Below are 15,992 nucleotides of genomic sequence, written 5' to 3'. Positions count from 1 at the left end.
AGGGCCGAACCCGGCCGACCCGGAACGTCGTCACCCCTGGAACAAGCGGGTACGCGTAACTACGCTCCGGTGCGTTCGTGTCCGGGAAAGGTCCACCGGAAAGGTCGTGCCGCATGTTCGGACGTACCAGGCAGGCCCTTGTCGCGGTGTTCACGATCGCACTGGCCCTGGCGTTGTCGTCCGCCGGCGGACCCGCTCTCGCCCAGGGACGTGCCATGTCAGCCAACGACGCGCAGGCCAGTGACGCACAGGCCAGCGCCGCGCAGGTCAACGCAGCGCAGGCCGGTGACCTGCAGGCCTATGTCGACGCCATGCAGCCGGGATGGAACCTCGGCAACACCTTCGACTCCACCGGCCCGGACGAGACGTCGTGGGGCAACCCGCGGGTGACGAGGGAGTTCCTGCAGAAGCTGAGGGCGCAGGGCTACCGCAGCATCCGGATTCCGGTGACGTGGTTCCAGCACATGGGTCCCGCGCCCGACTACACGATCGACCCGGCCTACCTGGACCGGGTGGAACAGGTCGTGGACTGGGCGTTGCAGACCGGTTTCTACGTGATGGTCAACATGCACCACGACTCGAGCACCTGGGTCATCGAGATGCCGGCGAAGCACGACGAGGTGCTGGCGAAGTACCGCGCGGGCTGGACGCAGATCGCCGAGCGGCTGCGGGACAAGCCGGACCGGCTGATGCTGGAGAGCATCAACGAGCCGCGCTTCTCCGGCGACTGGAACGCCGACGCGCCGGAGTACTTCCGGTGGCTGGACGAGCTGAACACGTCGTTCCACCAGATCGTGCGCGACTCCGGCGGGCGCAACGCCGACCGGCCGCTGGTGCTGCCCACGCTCACCGGCTCGCCGTCACAGGCCCGCCTGGACGAACTGAAGAAGACCATCGACACGCTGCACGACAACCGGATCATCGCCACCGTGCACTACTACGGGTACTACCCGTTCAGCGTGAACGTCGCCGGTGGCACCCGCTTCGACGACGCCGCTGAGCAGGACCTGACCGACGCCTTCGACCGGGTGCACGACACGCTGGTCGCGGCCGGCATCCCGGTCGTGTTGGGGGAGTACGGCCTGTTGGGTTTCGACAAGTTCACCGGCACGATCGAGCAGGGCGAGAAGCTGAAGTTCTTCGAGTACCTCGGCTACTACGCCCGGCAGCGGCACATCACCACGATGTTGTGGGACAACGGCCAGCACTTCGACCGGGTCGCCTACCGGTGGCGCGACACCGACCTCTACGACGTGATGCGGACGAGCTGGGTGGCGCGTTCGTCCACCGCGAGCAGCGACCTGGTGTTCGTGGGCAAGGGCGCGGCACCCGCCGACCAGTCGGTCACCCTGAACCTCAACGGCAACCGGCTGGTCCGGATCGAGTACGCCGACCGGGTGCTGCGGGCCGGGCGGTACTACGTGCTGGACGGTGACCGGCTGACGTTCCGTGCAGGCCTGCTGGCGTCGCTGACCGAGGGCGGAGCCTACGGCACGAACGCCGTCCTGACCGCGAGGTTCTCCGCCGGCTCGACCTGGAAGTTCGAGGTCGTGGTGGTGGACCGGCCGATGGTGAGGGCGGCGACGGGTACGTCGGGCACATTCGCCGTCCCGACCGCGTTCAACGGCGACCGGCTGGCCACGATGGAGGCCGTCTACCCCGACGGGAGCAACGCTGGACCGGCGAACTGGACGTCCTACAAGGAGTTCGGTGCGTCCTTCGTTCCCTCCTACGACACCGGCGAGATCAGGCTGCTGCCGGCGTTCTTCGCCGAACTCGACGACGGCGTGGTGCACCTGCGGTTCCACTTCTGGAGTGGTGAGGTCGTCGACTACACGCTGACCAAGCAAGGTACGAGCATCACCGGGGCGCCAACGGAGTGAGCCCGGAGTGAGCCCGGAGTGAGCCCGGAATCGAGGCGTCGGCGTTCGGCCGGTGCGGCGGCGTGTGCGCGCCCGCCTACCGCATGCGACCGTTAGGCTCGGGCCATGATCTTCAACGGGGGCTGCGGTCGGTGGACGGGCGCGGCCCGGGCGATCCCTGCCCGGAGTCGCTCGCGTCTGCTGATGGCCGTGCTCGTCGGCGTGCTAGCGGTCGCCGGGTGTACATCGGGGGCGACGGAGCAGCGTGGCGATGCAGGTGGCGGCCCGAAGGCGGGCGCGGGGGCGGACGCGGGTGGCAATGCCGACGCGGGTCCGAAGCAGGTGCAGGCCGTCACCGCCGTGCCGAAGGACGCGACCACGGTGGTCGCCGGAACGACCGCGGCACAGCTGGCACTCGGCGCGAGCCGGGCTCTCTATCAGCGGTCACCGGCCGCGGTCCTGGTTGCCGACGGCGACCGGGCCGGCCTCGCCAAGGCCACCGAGACCGCCGAACGGCTCGGCGTACCCCTGCTGGTCACTCCGGCGGCCGGAGGCGGTGCCACCGGAAGCAGTGCGGCCGGAGACGCGGTGCGCGCCGAGCTGAGCCGGCTGAAGGTACGCACGGTCCTGCCGGTGGGTGCCAGGGCCACGGCGTGGGCGCGACAGCATCCAGCTGCGTCGCCGTCGCCGACGGTGGCACCGAACGCGTCCGGCGACGCCGTGGCCGGGATCCGACCGCCCGCCCCTCTGAAGGATCTGGTGGTCCTCGCACTCGACCAGCCCGCAGGCCAGGCGGCCACGGCGACTGCGCGCGCCGGCGGTGCGCGGGTGGTGCGGACCAGCACGGCCGACCCGCGCGCCGACGGCAGTGCGATCACCGCACTCGCCAAGGACGGTGCGCCCCGGGTCCTCGCGCTGGGCAGTGCGTTCGGGACCGCCGACCAGCTGCGCGACCGCGTTGCCGTGGCCGCGACCGGGGTCCAGTTGCCCGGCGGCGGCCAACTGCTGTTCCCCGGCCGGCGCATGGTGGCGCTCTACGGCCACCCGGGCAGCTCGGCGCTCGGCTCGCTCGGGCAGCAGCCGCTCGCCGACGCCATCGCCCGGGCCAAGCGGGTCGCGGCCGACTACCAGCCGCTGAGCAAGGAGAAGGTCGTACCCGCCTTCGAGATCATCACCACCGTGTCCTCCGCCTCCGCCGGAGCGGACGGCAACTACTCCAGCGAGGCGCCGGTCAGCAAGCTGCGGCCGTGGGTCGACGCCGCGCACCGGGAGGGCCTGTACGTCGTGCTGGACCTGCAGCCCGGCTACACCGACTTCCTGACCCAGGCCAAGCAGTACGCCCCGCTGCTCGCGCTGCCGAACGTCGGCCTGGCGCTGGACCCGGAGTGGCGGCTCGTGCCGCCCGAGCGGCCGATGAAGGTGATCGGGTCGGTCCAGGCCGCCGAGATCAACCGGACGACCGAATGGCTGGCCGACTTCACCCGGACGCACCACCTGCCACAGAAGCTGCTGATCCTGCACCAGTTCAAGCTGAGCATGATCAAGAACCGGTCCGACGTACGCACCGGCTACGACGACATCCAGGTCCTCATCCACGCCGACGGGTTCGGCACTCCCGGCCAGAAGTTCGAGACCTGGAAGACGCTGCACCGCGACGCCCCGGCGGGCGTCCGGTGGGGATGGAAGAACTTCTACCGGGCGGACAGCCCGACGTTCACCCCGCGGCAGACCATGGACGTCGACCCGGCCCCGCTGTTCGTCTCCTACCAGTGACCCCGGAACAGACGCGGGCCTACGCCGGGGTGTCGACTCGCGCAGTGGTGGGCGTTCGGCGCAGCCCACGTACGGAGGAGTCCGCGACGGTCAGCGTCACGACCACCGCGAGGACGACGGCGCCACCCACCACCACATCGGAAGCGCCGAACACCGCGGCCAGCGGCCCGGCGGTGAGCTGCCCGACCGGCACGGCGACCAGCGACCCCAGCATGTCGTAGGAGGCGACCCGGGACAGCCGTTCGGTCGGGACGTGTTCCTGCAACGCGGTCTCCCAGCCGATGCCGAACAGGTCGGTGCCGACGCCGACCAGGAAACCGATCGCGAGCAGGGGCGCGAGGGTGGGCGACAACCCCAGCACCAGAAGCTCGATCACCGCGACCCCGCAGCCGAGCATGCCGACCACGAGCGGCCTGCGCGGCCGCCAGCGCAGCATGACGAGTGCGCCGACCACCAGGCCCACACCGCCCGCCGACTGCACCAGTCCCCAGCCCACCCGGCCGAAGGTCTCGTCGGCGATGACCGGTCCGAGGGTCTGGACGGCGCCCGCGGTCACCGCGTTGAACACGCTGAACGCCGCGACGATCACCCAGACCCAGCGCCTGGACACGAACTCCTGCCAGCCCACCCGCAGGTCGGTCCAGGTGGAGGACCGCTGCTGAGGCTCGCGGGGGACCCGGGCCAGCCGGAGCCGGGAGATCAGCACCGCCGCCACTCCGAACGTCACCGCGTCCACGGCCAGCCCCCAACCGGGTCCGAGGAAGCCGACCAGCGCACCACCCACCGCCCCGCCGCCGATCATGGTGATGTTGCGGCTCAGGCCGTTCAGCGCGTTCGCCTGCTGGAGTTCGGTGCGGTCCACGAGTTGCGGCATCAGTCCCTGCAGCGCCGGGAAGGTGAACGCGGCGGCCGCGCCGTTGACCGCCTCGATCGCGGCGATCTGCCAGATGTCGGCGGTGCCGGTGAGCAGCAGAATCGCCGCCAGCGACTGGGTGCCGAAGCACAGGAGGTTGGCGGTGAGCAGCACGACGTCGCGGCGGATCCGGTCGGCGAGCACTCCGCCGAACAGCACCAGCACGACCATCGGGATCGTCCGGGCGGCGAGGACCATGCCCAGGGCCGACGGGGAGTGGGTGAGGTCGAGCACCGCGAACGCCACGGCGATCGGCGCGATCGCGCTGCCCAGCAGGGTGGAGAAGCGGGCGCCGAGGAAGTAGCGGAAACGTCGGTGGCGCAGCGGCGCCAGCGAGTGCCGGTCGATCATCGCCCGTGCTCCTTCTGTGCGTTCTTCCGGGCGTTCTTCTGCGCGTCCCTTTGGGCGAGCTCGAACAGCGCCATGGTCGCGTTGACCCGGATGGTGCCGGACGTGCGCGCCCGGCGGGCGTTGGTGTGCAGGAGGTTGGACGCCTCGGCGGCCAGGGCCACCACCCGCTGCCAGGTTTCGGGTTCGACCCACAACTCGGCGTCGGAGAGCAGCACCGGGTGCTCGGTGCGGACCTGGTGGTGCGCGCGCCGGACGAGCTCGTCGGCTATCGCCTGCCAGACCGGCAGCTGCTCGAGGTCGACCTCGCCGGTCGCCGTCGGGGTGGTGGTCGGGGCCGACGTCGCGGGCGACCCCGCTGCTCCGGGCGTCCCGGGTGCGCGGACGAGATAGCGGTAGCGCTTGGCCACTCCGCCGCGCACGTTCTCCTCACCGGCCGGCTCCAGCATCCCGGCTGCCACCAGCAGGCGCAGGTGGTAGGACGCGTTGGCGTGGGTGATGCCCAGCTCCTGGGCCAGCTCGGCGGCCGACATGGCCGCACCGGTGAGCAGGGACAGCATGCGCAGCCGGACCGGATGGGCGACGGCCCGCATGCTCTTGATCTCCGACGGCATGCCGGGACGGTAGCGGCTCGGTGGACGTACCGTCAAATGATTGTTGGGGGGTACGGCACGACGGGTGACTTCAGCTTGTAACCCCCGGCGTACGGGAGTTCACCTCGCGGCAACACCGGCTTCCTACCGTCCGGAGGAAGTCGTCGTGGAACCTGCCACTCACCTGGGGAAGGTGGCGCCATGAGAGCGCTCGTCGTCATCGACATGCAGAACGGCTTCTGTCATCCGGAGGGATCACTCGCGCACGTGGGGATGAAACTCGCGGACGTGGACCAGGCCGTCGCGACCACCGCCGAGGTGGTAGCCGACGCGCGCCGCAACCGCGCGCCGGTGATCTTCACCCGGCACGTCTACCGACCCGGCCGGGCCGACGAGGGAGTCAACGCCGCCCGGCTGAACCCCCGCCTCGCGCAGTTGGACGGACTGGTCGCGGGCACCTGGGACGCGGCGCTCGTCGCCGAACTCGGCGCGCTGCCCGACGACCTGGTGGTCGACAAGGTGCGCTTCGACGCGTTCTTGTGGACGTCGCTGGACCCGCTGCTGCGCGGGCTCGGCGTCACCGACCTCGTCTTCGCCGGCGTCGTCACCAACATCTGCGTGGAGTCGACGGTGCGGTCGGCGTTCATGCACGACTACGGGGTCACGGTGCTGTCCGACTGCTGCGCGGCGCAGACGCCACGCCTGCACGAGATCTCACTGGAGGCACTGGACGCGTACGGGCTGGCGACGGTCACCTCCGTCGACGCCGGCTTCACCTTCGCCCGGGAGGAGACCCTGGAGGTGCCGGCCGCGGCGATGCCCACGGTCGCCTAATTGGGGTGCTCCGCGGGCCGGTCCGGTGCATGATGGCGCGATGCCTGACGATCGGCGGCTGCGGACCACCTTCGACGAGGCGGCGGTGACGTACCAGTCGGCCCGTCCCGACTATCCCGAGCAGTTGTACGCCGACCTGCTCGGCCTCACCGGACTGCAACCCCCGGACCACCTGCTGGAGGTGGGCTGTGGCCCGGGCAAGGCCACCTTGCCGCTGGCACGGGCGGGGTTCGCGATCACCGCCGTGGAGCTGGGGCCGGCGCTGGCCGAGCAGGCCCGGCACAACCTGGCCGCCTTCCCCGACGTCGAGGTCGTCACCGCGTCCTTCGAGGACTGGCCGGGCCCGGCCGATGGGACGCGGTTCGGTCTCGCCTACGCCGCGACCGCCTGGGCCTGGATCGACCCGGCGGTGAAGTACGCCAGGGCTGCGGAGTTGCTGCGACCGGGTGGACACCTCGCGGTATGGAACGCCGTGCACGGCTTCCCGGCCGGGTACGACCCGTTCTTCGAACAGATCCAGGAGGTCTACGTCGAGCTCGGGGAGGACAAGCCCGACGACCGGTGGCCACCGCCTCCGCCGGAGGACGCGCCGGACCTCTCGGCGGAGTTCGAGGAGTCGGGCCACTTCGAGCCGGTGGCAGTGCACCGTTACGTGTGGGGCCTTCGCTACACCGCCGAGGAGTACATCGCCTTGCTGGACACGTTTTCCGGCCACATCGCGATGGGGCCCGCGAAGCGGGAACGGCTGTACGGCGAGATCCGCCGCCGGCTCGCGGCCCGCCCCGACGGCCTGCTGACCCGCCACTGGATGTCGGTGCTCACCGTCGGCCGCCGCCGCTGACTCACCGGCCGGCCGCAGCCGTCAGGCGACCTCACGCCACCCGGCGGTTGTCGATGGCGTCGGCGTCCCACGCGATGCCCAGCCCCGGCACGTCCGGCGCGACCGCGTGCCCGTCGACGATCCGCAGCTCCTCGGTGGTGATCGCCCGCAGCTGAGGGATGTGCTCGACGTAGGAGCCGTTGGGAACCGCGGCGGCGAGACTCACGTGCAGCTCCATCAGGAAGTGCGGCGCCACCGCGACGTTGAACGCCTCGGCCAGGTGAGCGACCTTCAACCAGGGCGTGATCCCGCCGATCCGGGCCACGTCGACCTGCACGATCCCGGCCGCACCCGCCTCGAGGTAGCCCCGGAACTGTCCGAGGGAGTACAGCGACTCACCCACCGCGACCGGGACCGAGCTAGCCCGGGCGAGCAACGCGTGGCCGGACACGTCGTCGGCCGGCAACGGCTCCTCCAGCCAGGCGACGTCCAGCTCCTCGAACGCCCGCGCCCGCCGGGTCGCACCGGCCACTGTCAACGACTGGTTGGCATCGACCATGATCTCCGTGCCGGGGCCGAGCTCGGCCCGGACCGCGGCGACGCGGGCGACGTCCTCGGCGACGCGCGGCTTGCCCACCTTCAGCTTCACCCCGAACAACCCGGCGTCGCGGGAGGCGGCCGCGCCGGCGACGAGTTCCTCGGTCGGCAGGTGCAACCAGCCGCCCTCGGTGTCGTAGACCGGCACCTGCTGCCGGAACCCGCCGGCCATCCGCCACAGCGGCTCCCCGGCACGCCGGCAGCGGACGTCCCACAACGCGGTGTCGACCGCGGCGAGTGCGAGCGCGGTGATGACGCCGATGCTGGTCGCCCGGGTCAGGGCGTACAGGTCGTTCCACCGCGCCTCGATGTCGCCGGCCTCGGTGCCCACCAGCCGCGGCAGCAGGTCGTGCCGCAGGAGCGCCAGGACGGCGTGTCCGCCGGTGCCGATCGTGTAGCTGTAGCCGAGCCCGGTGTGACCGTCGTCGGTGGTGATCTCGACGAACACCGTCTCCTGCTTGACGAACGACTGCACCGCGTCGGTGCGCGGGGTCTCCACCTCCAGGTCGACGAGGTACGCCGACGCGCTGACCACCTTGCTCATCCGTCCTCCACTCGCCGCGGCTGCGGCTACCGACGCTACCGGCAGCTCCGGCGGGTCGGCACCGGGCCGGATAGCTTTGGGGCCGGACCGGCCAACGGAAGGGACAGCGCGTGAACGTCTTCGACAGCTTCAGCCTCGAGGGTCGCAAGGCCCTGGTCACCGGCGGCAACCGCGGCCTGGGCAGGGCCTTCACGGTCGCCTTGGCCCAGGCCGGTGCAGAGGTCGCCTTCGTGTCCCGGCACGCCGACCGCAACAAGCAGGCCGCCGCGGATCTGGCCGAAATCGGCGTACGTGCCGTACCGATCACCGGGGACATCACCGTGGCCGCCGACGTGGACCGTGCGGTGGAGGAGACCGTCGCCGCACTCGGCGGACTGGACATCCTCGTCAACAACGCGGGGGTGTGCTTCCACGCACCGTCGTGGGAGGTCACCGACGAGGTGTGGGACCAGGTGTTCGACCTCAACGTCCGTGCGCTGTGGCGTTGCTGCCGGGTGGCCGGCCGCCACATGGCCGATAACGGTGGCGGGTCGATCGTCAACGTGGGTTCGATTTCCGGCATGATCGTCAACCGCCCGCAGTGGCAGCCCGCCTACAACGCGTCCAAGGCGGCCGTGCACCAGTTGACGAAGTCGCTGGCGGCGGAGTGGGCGCCGAACGGCATCCGGGTCAACGCGCTCGCGCCCGGCTACGTCAAGACGGAGATGGCGCCGGTGGACCGGCCGGAGTTCCGGCGGCAGTGGATCGAGGACGCGCCCCAGCAGCGGTACGCCTCACCTTCGGAGATCGCGCCGAGCGTGGTGTTCCTGGCCAGTCCGGCGGCGTCGTTCATGACCGGTTCCGTGCTCGTCGTCGACGGCGGTTACACCGTCTTCTGAGGTCGCACCCTCACGGGACTGTCCGATGGCGGACGCCCGGACGATCCGGGAAGCAGGGCGGAGGATGCTGGAGGCGCGCCCGGATCCTCCGCCCCTATGGTCGGTGGCGAACCAGGCGTACAGCCGTGCTCGGAAGAGGTGGAGACCCGTGGAACGAAAGCAGCCGACCCCGTTGGACGACTTCCTGTTCGACCTTCGTGGTTACCTGGTGCTGAAGAACGCCGTCGAGCCGGAGCTTCTGGCCGACCTCAACCACGCGTTCGACAACTTCCCCGACCTCGCCCCCGGCCAGTGGTGGGGCAACGCGCAGCGCCGCGACTACACCGACGAGACCGGTTTCGAACTGCACAACGTCGTCGAGGCCGGCGAGCCGTTCGAGCGGCTCATCGACCACCCGTCCTGGGTCAGCCTGGTCACGCACTTCGCCGGTGAGGAGAAGTGTTACGTGGAAGGCGTCTTCATCGACGAGTGCATCGCCTCGATCCGCACCTCCGGTGGCCACCACCCGGTGCACAGCGGCGGTTTCCAGGGCGCCATGCGCGGCGCCTACCAGTACAAGAACGGCGTCTTTCGCTGCGGACAGGTCAACATCATCCTGGCGCTCACCGACGTGGGCGAGGGCGACGGCCCCACGATGGTGATCCCGGGCAGCCACAAGTCGAACTTCCCGCACCCGCTGGCCGGTGACTACGCGGCCGGGGACCGGATGGACACCCTCGAGGGCGCGATCCCGTTGCACCTTGAGAAGGGCGACGCGCTGTTGTTCGTGGACGGGCTGATGCACGGCGGGAGCAGCCGCACCAACCCGGGCGAGCGCCGCGTCCTCATCTACCGCTACGGCCCGTCGTGGGCGCGTACGCGGTTCAACTACGAGTACTCACCGGAGCTGCTGGACCGGCTGACCCCGGAGCGGCGGCGGATCCTGCAGCCGGTCGCCCCGGCCCGCCCGCCGGTGGCCCAGCCGGTGCCCTGAGGCAGCTTGTCAACCCGCGGTTGGCGACGCGGGTGCCGCCGGGGTGCCCGCGTTCATGGCCGCGACGTGGCAGGCCGCGGAGTGACCCGGGGTCAGCGCACCCAGGGGTGGCGTGACGTTCTCGCACACCGGAATCGCCAGCGGGCAACGCGGCCTGAACCGGCAGCCCTCCTCCGGGTCGACGACCCGGGGCGGTTCGCCGTAGTCGTCCGGGCCGCTCTCCTCCCGCATCGCGTCCGGGTCCGGTGCGGCCGACAGCAGCAGTTGGGTGTACGGATGACGCGGGTCGGCGAGCACCTGTTCGGCCGGCCCGCTCTCCACCACCTGCCCGGCGTACATCACCATCATTCGGTCGGCGACGTACCGCGCGCTGGCCAGGTCGTGGGTGATGTAGAGGAACGACACGTCCTCTTGCTCGCGCAGCCTGGCCATCAGGTTGAGCAGCCCGATCCGAATCGAGACGTCCAGCATCGACACCGGCTCGTCGGCCAGGATCACCTCCGGCCGGCAGGCCAGCGCCGCCGCGAAGCCGACGCGCTGCCGCTGGCCGCCGCTGAGCTCGTGGGGGTACTTCCGCAGCACCTCACCGGGCGGGGTGAGCCCCACCAGCGCGAGGAGGCGTTCGGCCTCCTTCGTGCGCTCGGACGCGGACAGGTCGCTGCGGTGCAACCGCAGCGAGCGCATGATCGCGTGCGAGACGGGATAGACCGGGCTCAGTGAGCTGTAGGGGTCCTGGAAGACCATCTGCACCCGGCGGCGGTAGTCCAGGTGCTGCCTTCGTCCGCGGAGCGATCCCACCGGCCGGCCGTGGTAGTGGATCTCGCCCGCGGTCACCGGGTGCAGCAGCGCGAGCAACCTCGCGACCGTGCTCTTGCCGCTGCCGCTCTCACCCACCAGGGCGACGATCTCGCGCCGCCCGATCGTGAGGTCCACACCATCGACGGCGTGCAGGGTGTTGCGTCCCAGCCGGCCGCCGACGCGGAAGTGGCGGGTGAGGTTGGTGGCCCTTAGGACCGGGCCGGGCTCCTCGCGTACGACGGGGTTCGGTGCGGCGGTCATCGCGGCTCCTGTCGTTCGGGCGCGGCGTCGGGTCCGTAGAGATGGCAGCGGACGAGTTCGGCGGCCCCGACCTGGTAGGGCGGCGGGTCCTCGCGGCAGATGTCCATCACCTTCGGGCAGCGCGGCTGGAAGCGGCACCCGCGCGGCGGGTGCCGCAGGTCCGGCGGGGCGCCCGGGATGCCGGTCAGCTCGCGGCGTTCGCCCCGCAGGGAGGGGAACGCGCCGAGCAGGCCCTCGCTGTAGGGATGCCGGGCGTGTGCGAACACCTCGCGGGTGGGGCCGAGCTCGACCAGCTGTCCGGCGTACATGATCGCCAGCCGGTCGGAGTAGTGGCTGACCAGCGACATGTCGTGGGTGACGAACACGACCGCGAAGCCGAACTCCTCCTGCAGCGCCTTGACCCGCCGCATCAACGACCGCTGGGCCACCACGTCGAGCGCGGACGTCGGCTCGTCCATGATGATCAGGTCGGGCCGGAACACCAGCGCCATCGCGATCATGGCGCGCTGCCGCATGCCGCCGGACAGCTGGTGTGGGTAGCTGGTCAGGTGGATCGGGTCGATGCCGACCAGCCGCAGCACCTCCTCCGACCGCTGCCGCATCTGTGCGGCCGGGATGCGTTCGTGTGCGGCCATCGCGTCGCGCAGTTGGGCGCCGATGCTGAGGACGGGATTGAGCGCGTTCATCGCGCTCTGCATCACCACGGAGTAGTCGCGCCAGCGGATCGGCCGCAGCTCGTCCTCGGTGAGCCGGACCATCTGGTGACCGGCGAAGTCGACCTGCCCGGACACGATGCGCGCGGGCGGGCTGAGCAGCCGGGCCACGGCGTACAGCAACGTGGACTTGCCGCACCCGGACTCGCCGACGATGCCCACGAACTCGCCCCGGCGCACCCGCAGGCTCACGTGGTCGACCGCGCGGACCGGCTCGTCCACGCCGTAGTCGACCACCAGGTCGGTGACGTCAAGCAGCGCTTGCCCGGTCCTCGGTGCGGTGTCAGGCCTGCTGGACAGTGGTTGCACCGGCCACCTCCTTCGGGTTCTGCTGGTTGCGCTGCGGCCGGCGCCGTCGCGGCGGGCGCAGGGCCGGGTTGCTCACCTCGTCGAAGGCGTAGTTGATGAGGGAGAAACTCGCACCCAGCAAGGCGATGCACAGGCCGGGCGCGAGGTCCCACAACGGCGTTCCCGCCTGCAGGGCCTCGTTGTTCTCCGCCCAGTGCATCATCGAGCCCCAGCTGATCGAGGTGATGTCGCCCAGGCCGATGAACTGCAGGCCGGCCACCGCCAGCACGCCGTACACCGCGGCGCCGAGGAAGTTGGCCACCAACAGCCCCGACATGGTGGGCAGGATCTCGAAGACCACGGTGTAGGAGGTGCGTTCCCCACGCACCCGTGCGGCATCCAGGAACTCCCGGTTGCGCAGCGACAGCGCCTGCGCCCGGAACTGGCGCGCGCCGTAGGCCCAGCTGGTCACCGCGATGACGCCGACCATCACCATGATGCCGCCGCCGCGGATGTAGGAGGAGATGACGATCAGCAGCGGCAGGCCCGGGATCACCAGGAAGATGTCGGTGAACAGGGACAGCCCGTGGTCGACCAGGTTGCCGACGTACGCCGCGCCCACGCCGATGAGTGCCGACACCACGGTGGCCACCCCGCCGACGAGGAACGCGATCAGCAGCGACTGGCGGGTGCCGTACACCAGCTGGGAGAAGATGTCCTGGCCGTACGTCGTGGTGCCGAGCCAGTGCGCGCCGCTCGGGCCGACACCGCGGCCGTAGTCGGTGACGTGCGGGTCGTACGGCGCGACCAGCGGTGCGAACACCGCGACCACCACGAACAGGCCCAGGATGGCGGCACCGGTGAGTGCCTTCGGATTGTGCGCGATCGAGCCGAGCAACTGGCCGATCGCACCCCGGTGACGGTTGCCGTCATCCTGGTCGGCCGCCGCCCCCACCGCGGTGCTGATGCTGCCGGTGTCCTCGGTGTGGTTGAGGTCGGTGCTCATCACGCCCTGCCCCGGGTCCGTGGGTCGAGGACGAACGTCACGGCGTCGGCGATCAGCACCGACACCAGCGTCGCCGCGGTGATGAGCAGGAACAGCGCCTGCATCAGCGGGTAGTCCTGCCCGGTCACCGCCTGCACCAGCAGGTAGCCGACCCCCGGGTAGGTGAACACCAGCTCCACCAGCAGCGCGCCGCTGATGACGAAGCCGAGCGACATGGCGAACCCGGTGAGGTTGGGCAAGATGGCGTTGCGGCTGGCGTACTGCAACATGATCCGGCCCGACGGCAGGCCCTTGGCCCGCGCCATCTTCACGTAGTCCTCCGACAGCACGCCGATCATCGTGTTGCGCATGGTGAGGATCCAGCCGCCGATGGAGGTCAGCACGATCACCGTGGCCGGGAGTATCGCGTGCGAGACGATCTGGCTGATCGTCTGCCAGTTGAACGACAACTGGCCCGCGGTGATGTCGTACCCGAACCCGATCGGCGCCCACGGGAGCAGGACGCCGAAGACGTACAGGAACAGCAGTCCCACCCAGAAGAACGGCAGCGCGCCGACCACGGTGAACACCGGCGGCAGCACGCTGTCGAGCACGCCACCGCGCCGCCAGGCGGCGACCGCGCCCAGCAGGGTTCCGAGCAGGAACGCCAGGATCGTGGTGACCCCGACCAGCCCCAGCGTCCACGGGATCGCGATCGAGATCACGCTGGTCACACTGTCGGGGAAGTAGGTGATGGAGGAGCCGAAGTCGAACCGGAACACCTGGCCCCAGTAGGAGATGTACTGCTTCCACAGGGGTTCGTGGGTGTTCAGGCCCAGCATCACCTCCAGCGAGTGTCGTCGGGAACCGGTGATCTGGCCCTTCATCCGGGCCATCATCTGCTGGATCGGGTCTCCGGGCATCATCCTGGGCAGCAGGAAGTTGATGCTCACCGCTGCCCAGAACGTGACGACGAAGAACTCCAGCCTGCGGATCAGTCGAGGCATGCCTGCGCCTTCGTCACTTCTTCTGCACGGGCTCGAGGTTGAGCAGGACGACGCCCCAGTCGGGTGCCGCGTACGGCGCCGGGTTGGCGTAGGGGTTCTGCTTCGACGGCCAGTTGGTGAACCTCGTGCTGTCCATCTGGCTCCACGAGACCGACTGGGTGACCGGGATGACCGGCACCTGGTCCAGCATCACCTGCTCCAGCTTCTTGATCACGCCGATCTGGGCCTGCTGGTCGGTCAACGTGTCGTACTGGCGGATCAGGGCGTCGGTGGCCGGGTTCTTCCAGCGCTCGTAGTTGCGGCTGGTGTCCTGCCCGACCGGCTTGGCGTAGGCGCCGTAGAGAACGTCGCGGAGTTCGTAGTACGGCGTCGGGCCGGAGCTCGCCGACATGTACGCCAGGTCGAACTGGCCCTGACTGAGCCGGCGGTTGTACTCGTTGCCGTTGAGGTTGAGCGCCTCCACTGCGATGCCGGCCTTCTTGAAGCTCGCCGTCAGCACCTGCACCGCGGCCACCCAGTCGGTGAACCCGCCGTTGTTGATGATGCTCAGCTTGAACGGCTTGCCGTCGGGCGTCTTGAACATCCCGTCCGGGCCCTTGGTGAACCCGGCCGCCTGGAGCCTGCTCGCCACCTTCGCCGGGTCGAAGCCGTAGTCGTACTTCGACACGGCGGCCTGGTCGAGCCAGTCCTTGAACGTGGGCGTGGGAATCGCGGCCTGGTTGGCCGGCGGCTGGTAGCCGTACATCGCGTCGCTGGACACCTTGTCCCGGTCCACCGCGAACGACAGCGCCTGGCGGACCCGCTTGTCACCGAGGTAGGGCTTGGCGGAGTTGATGCCGATGTAGACGTTGCCGCTCGGCGGATACCAGTACTTGCGGTGCGCCTTGTCCTTGGCCACCCAGTAGTTGTCGATGTTCGGGACGAACTGGCCGCCCCAGTCGCCCTTGCCCTGCGCGAGATAGCGGTTGGCCGGCTGGTTGTCGACGAAGGCGGGGTAGAGCACCTTGTCGACCTTGGGCTTGCCCTTCTGCCAGTACTTCGTGTTCTTGGTGTAGGTGACGGCCTGCGGTGTGCACGAGCCGATGGTGTACGGCCCGGTGCCGACCGGCTTGCGCATCATCTCCTTCACCGGATCCTTGACCTTGCTCCACACGTGTTCGGGCAGGATCCAGGTCTGGCCGGCGATGTAGTAGAACGACGAGGTGGACACCCGCTTGAACCGGAACTTCACCGTGCTGTCGTTCACCGCGGTCACGCTGTCGAGGACGCCCTCACCCCACAGGGCGTAGCTGTCCAGCGCGTCGTTGGCCTTGGCTGCGTTGAAGGTGTAGGCGACGTCCTTGGCGGTGAACGGCTTGCCGTCGGTCCACTTCACGCCGGAACGCGTGGTGAAGGTGAGCTCCTTGCGATCCGAGCTCCACTTGTAGCCCGTTGCCAGCCAGGGCTTCTCCTTGCCGGTCAGGGTGTTGACGTAGATCAGGGGCTCCCAGATGGCGCCCGCGGTCTGCCCTGAGGCGGGCGCATAGGGGTTGAAGTTGCAGGTCCACAACGCGCCGGAGGCGTTCACCACCGACAGCGTGCTGGCACCCGCCGAGCCGCCGCCCTCGCCGGACTGCCCGCCGCAGGCGGTCGCGGCCAGAGCGAGGCCACACGCGCCTGCGAGAAGTCGTACAACTGCCGATCGTTTCATCGCGTCCTCACCGTCTGTGCCTGCGCGCCGGGACGGGCGTACCTGAAGAGCTGAGTGGAGCGGAACTGGTGGAGCGGAAACTGGTGGAGCAGAAGCTGGTGGAGCGGCGGAACTC

14 protein-coding genes are annotated in these 15,992 nt (G+C 69.9%); 6 read left to right on the top strand and 8 right to left on the bottom strand.

Annotation, left to right across the window (positions count from 1 at the left end):
* The first annotated feature begins 113 nt into the window (after positions 1-113).
* Together ABZV93_RS23670 and ABZV93_RS23665 are read left to right on the top strand one after the other, a co-directional pair.
* The gene (locus ABZV93_RS23670; protein ID WP_354939736.1) at positions 114-1,883 is read left to right on the top strand and encodes a cellulase family glycosylhydrolase; all 1,770 of its coding nucleotides are present in this window, start codon (positions 114-116) and stop codon (positions 1,881-1,883) included.
* A gap of 105 nt (positions 1,884-1,988) precedes the next feature.
* The gene (locus ABZV93_RS23665) at positions 1,989-3,635 is read left to right on the top strand and encodes a hypothetical protein (protein WP_354939734.1); all 1,647 of its coding nucleotides are present in this window, start codon (positions 1,989-1,991) and stop codon (positions 3,633-3,635) included.
* Positions 3,636-3,654: 19 nt separating this feature from the next.
* Here ABZV93_RS23665 and ABZV93_RS23660 read toward each other — a convergent pair whose 3' ends face one another.
* A complete protein-coding gene (locus ABZV93_RS23660) occupies positions 3,655-4,899 on the bottom strand; it encodes an MFS transporter (protein ID WP_354939732.1) in 1,245 nt (414 codons plus the stop codon).
* Entirely contained in the window at positions 4,896-5,510 is a 615-nt protein-coding gene (locus tag ABZV93_RS23655; RefSeq protein ID WP_354939730.1) for a helix-turn-helix domain-containing protein, read from the bottom strand. The genes ABZV93_RS23660 and ABZV93_RS23655 overlap by 4 nt, the downstream gene beginning before the upstream one ends.
* 180 nt (positions 5,511-5,690) lie before the next feature.
* Between ABZV93_RS23655 and ABZV93_RS23650 the strand changes: the two genes are divergently transcribed.
* Entirely contained in the window at positions 5,691-6,323 is a 633-nt protein-coding gene (locus tag ABZV93_RS23650; protein WP_354939728.1) for an isochorismatase family cysteine hydrolase, read from the top strand.
* 40 nt (positions 6,324-6,363) lie between these two features.
* Entirely contained in the window at positions 6,364-7,164 is an 801-nt protein-coding gene (locus tag ABZV93_RS23645) for a class I SAM-dependent methyltransferase (protein ID WP_354939726.1), read from the top strand.
* Positions 7,165-7,195: 31 nt separating this feature from the next.
* On the opposite strand, the gene ABZV93_RS23640 is transcribed toward ABZV93_RS23645, so the two are convergent.
* Positions 7,196-8,284: a mandelate racemase/muconate lactonizing enzyme family protein gene (locus ABZV93_RS23640; protein WP_354939724.1), complete on the bottom strand. Its 1,089-nt coding sequence runs from the start codon at positions 8,282-8,284 to the stop codon at positions 7,196-7,198.
* A 110-nt stretch (positions 8,285-8,394) separates the two neighbouring features.
* On the opposite strand from ABZV93_RS23640, the gene ABZV93_RS23635 reads away from it, so the two are divergent.
* Entirely contained in the window at positions 8,395-9,162 is a 768-nt protein-coding gene (locus ABZV93_RS23635) for a glucose 1-dehydrogenase (RefSeq protein ID WP_354939722.1), read from the top strand.
* Between the two features lie 148 nt (positions 9,163-9,310).
* On the top strand, positions 9,311-10,135 hold the full coding sequence (locus tag ABZV93_RS23630; RefSeq protein WP_354939720.1) for a phytanoyl-CoA dioxygenase family protein: 825 nt from the start codon (positions 9,311-9,313) through the stop codon (positions 10,133-10,135).
* 9 nt (positions 10,136-10,144) lie between these two features.
* Here the strand turns inward: ABZV93_RS23630 and ABZV93_RS23625 are convergent, their stop codons facing one another.
* From ABZV93_RS23625 to ABZV93_RS23605, 5 genes are read right to left on the bottom strand one after another with little or no spacing between them, the layout of a single operon-like run.
* Positions 10,145-11,194 (bottom strand): ABC transporter ATP-binding protein, encoded by a 1,050-nt coding sequence (locus ABZV93_RS23625; RefSeq protein ID WP_354939718.1) that lies wholly within the window; start codon positions 11,192-11,194, stop codon positions 10,145-10,147.
* Complete coding sequence (locus tag ABZV93_RS23620; protein ID WP_354939716.1) at positions 11,191-12,216, bottom strand: ABC transporter ATP-binding protein; 1,026 nt, start codon at positions 12,214-12,216, stop codon at positions 11,191-11,193. The genes ABZV93_RS23625 and ABZV93_RS23620 overlap by 4 nt, the downstream gene beginning before the upstream one ends.
* Complete coding sequence (locus tag ABZV93_RS23615) at positions 12,191-13,201, bottom strand: ABC transporter permease (protein ID WP_354939714.1); 1,011 nt, start codon at positions 13,199-13,201, stop codon at positions 12,191-12,193. The genes ABZV93_RS23620 and ABZV93_RS23615 overlap by 26 nt, the downstream gene beginning before the upstream one ends.
* On the bottom strand, positions 13,201-14,187 hold the full coding sequence (locus tag ABZV93_RS23610) for an ABC transporter permease (RefSeq protein WP_354939712.1): 987 nt from the start codon (positions 14,185-14,187) through the stop codon (positions 13,201-13,203). The genes ABZV93_RS23615 and ABZV93_RS23610 overlap by 1 nt, the downstream gene beginning before the upstream one ends.
* 13 nt (positions 14,188-14,200) lie before the next feature.
* Complete coding sequence (locus tag ABZV93_RS23605; protein WP_354939710.1) at positions 14,201-15,877, bottom strand: ABC transporter substrate-binding protein; 1,677 nt, start codon at positions 15,875-15,877, stop codon at positions 14,201-14,203.
* Between the last annotated feature and the right edge of the window lie 115 nt (positions 15,878-15,992).

Origin of the sequence: Actinopolymorpha sp. NPDC004070, from assembly GCF_040610475.1 — a bacterium.
In the GTDB taxonomy this organism is placed as follows: Bacteria; Actinomycetota; Actinomycetes; order Propionibacteriales; family Actinopolymorphaceae; genus Actinopolymorpha.
The sequence above is the reverse complement of the archived record's forward strand: the minus strand, read 5'-3'. Positions and strand labels throughout refer to the sequence as shown.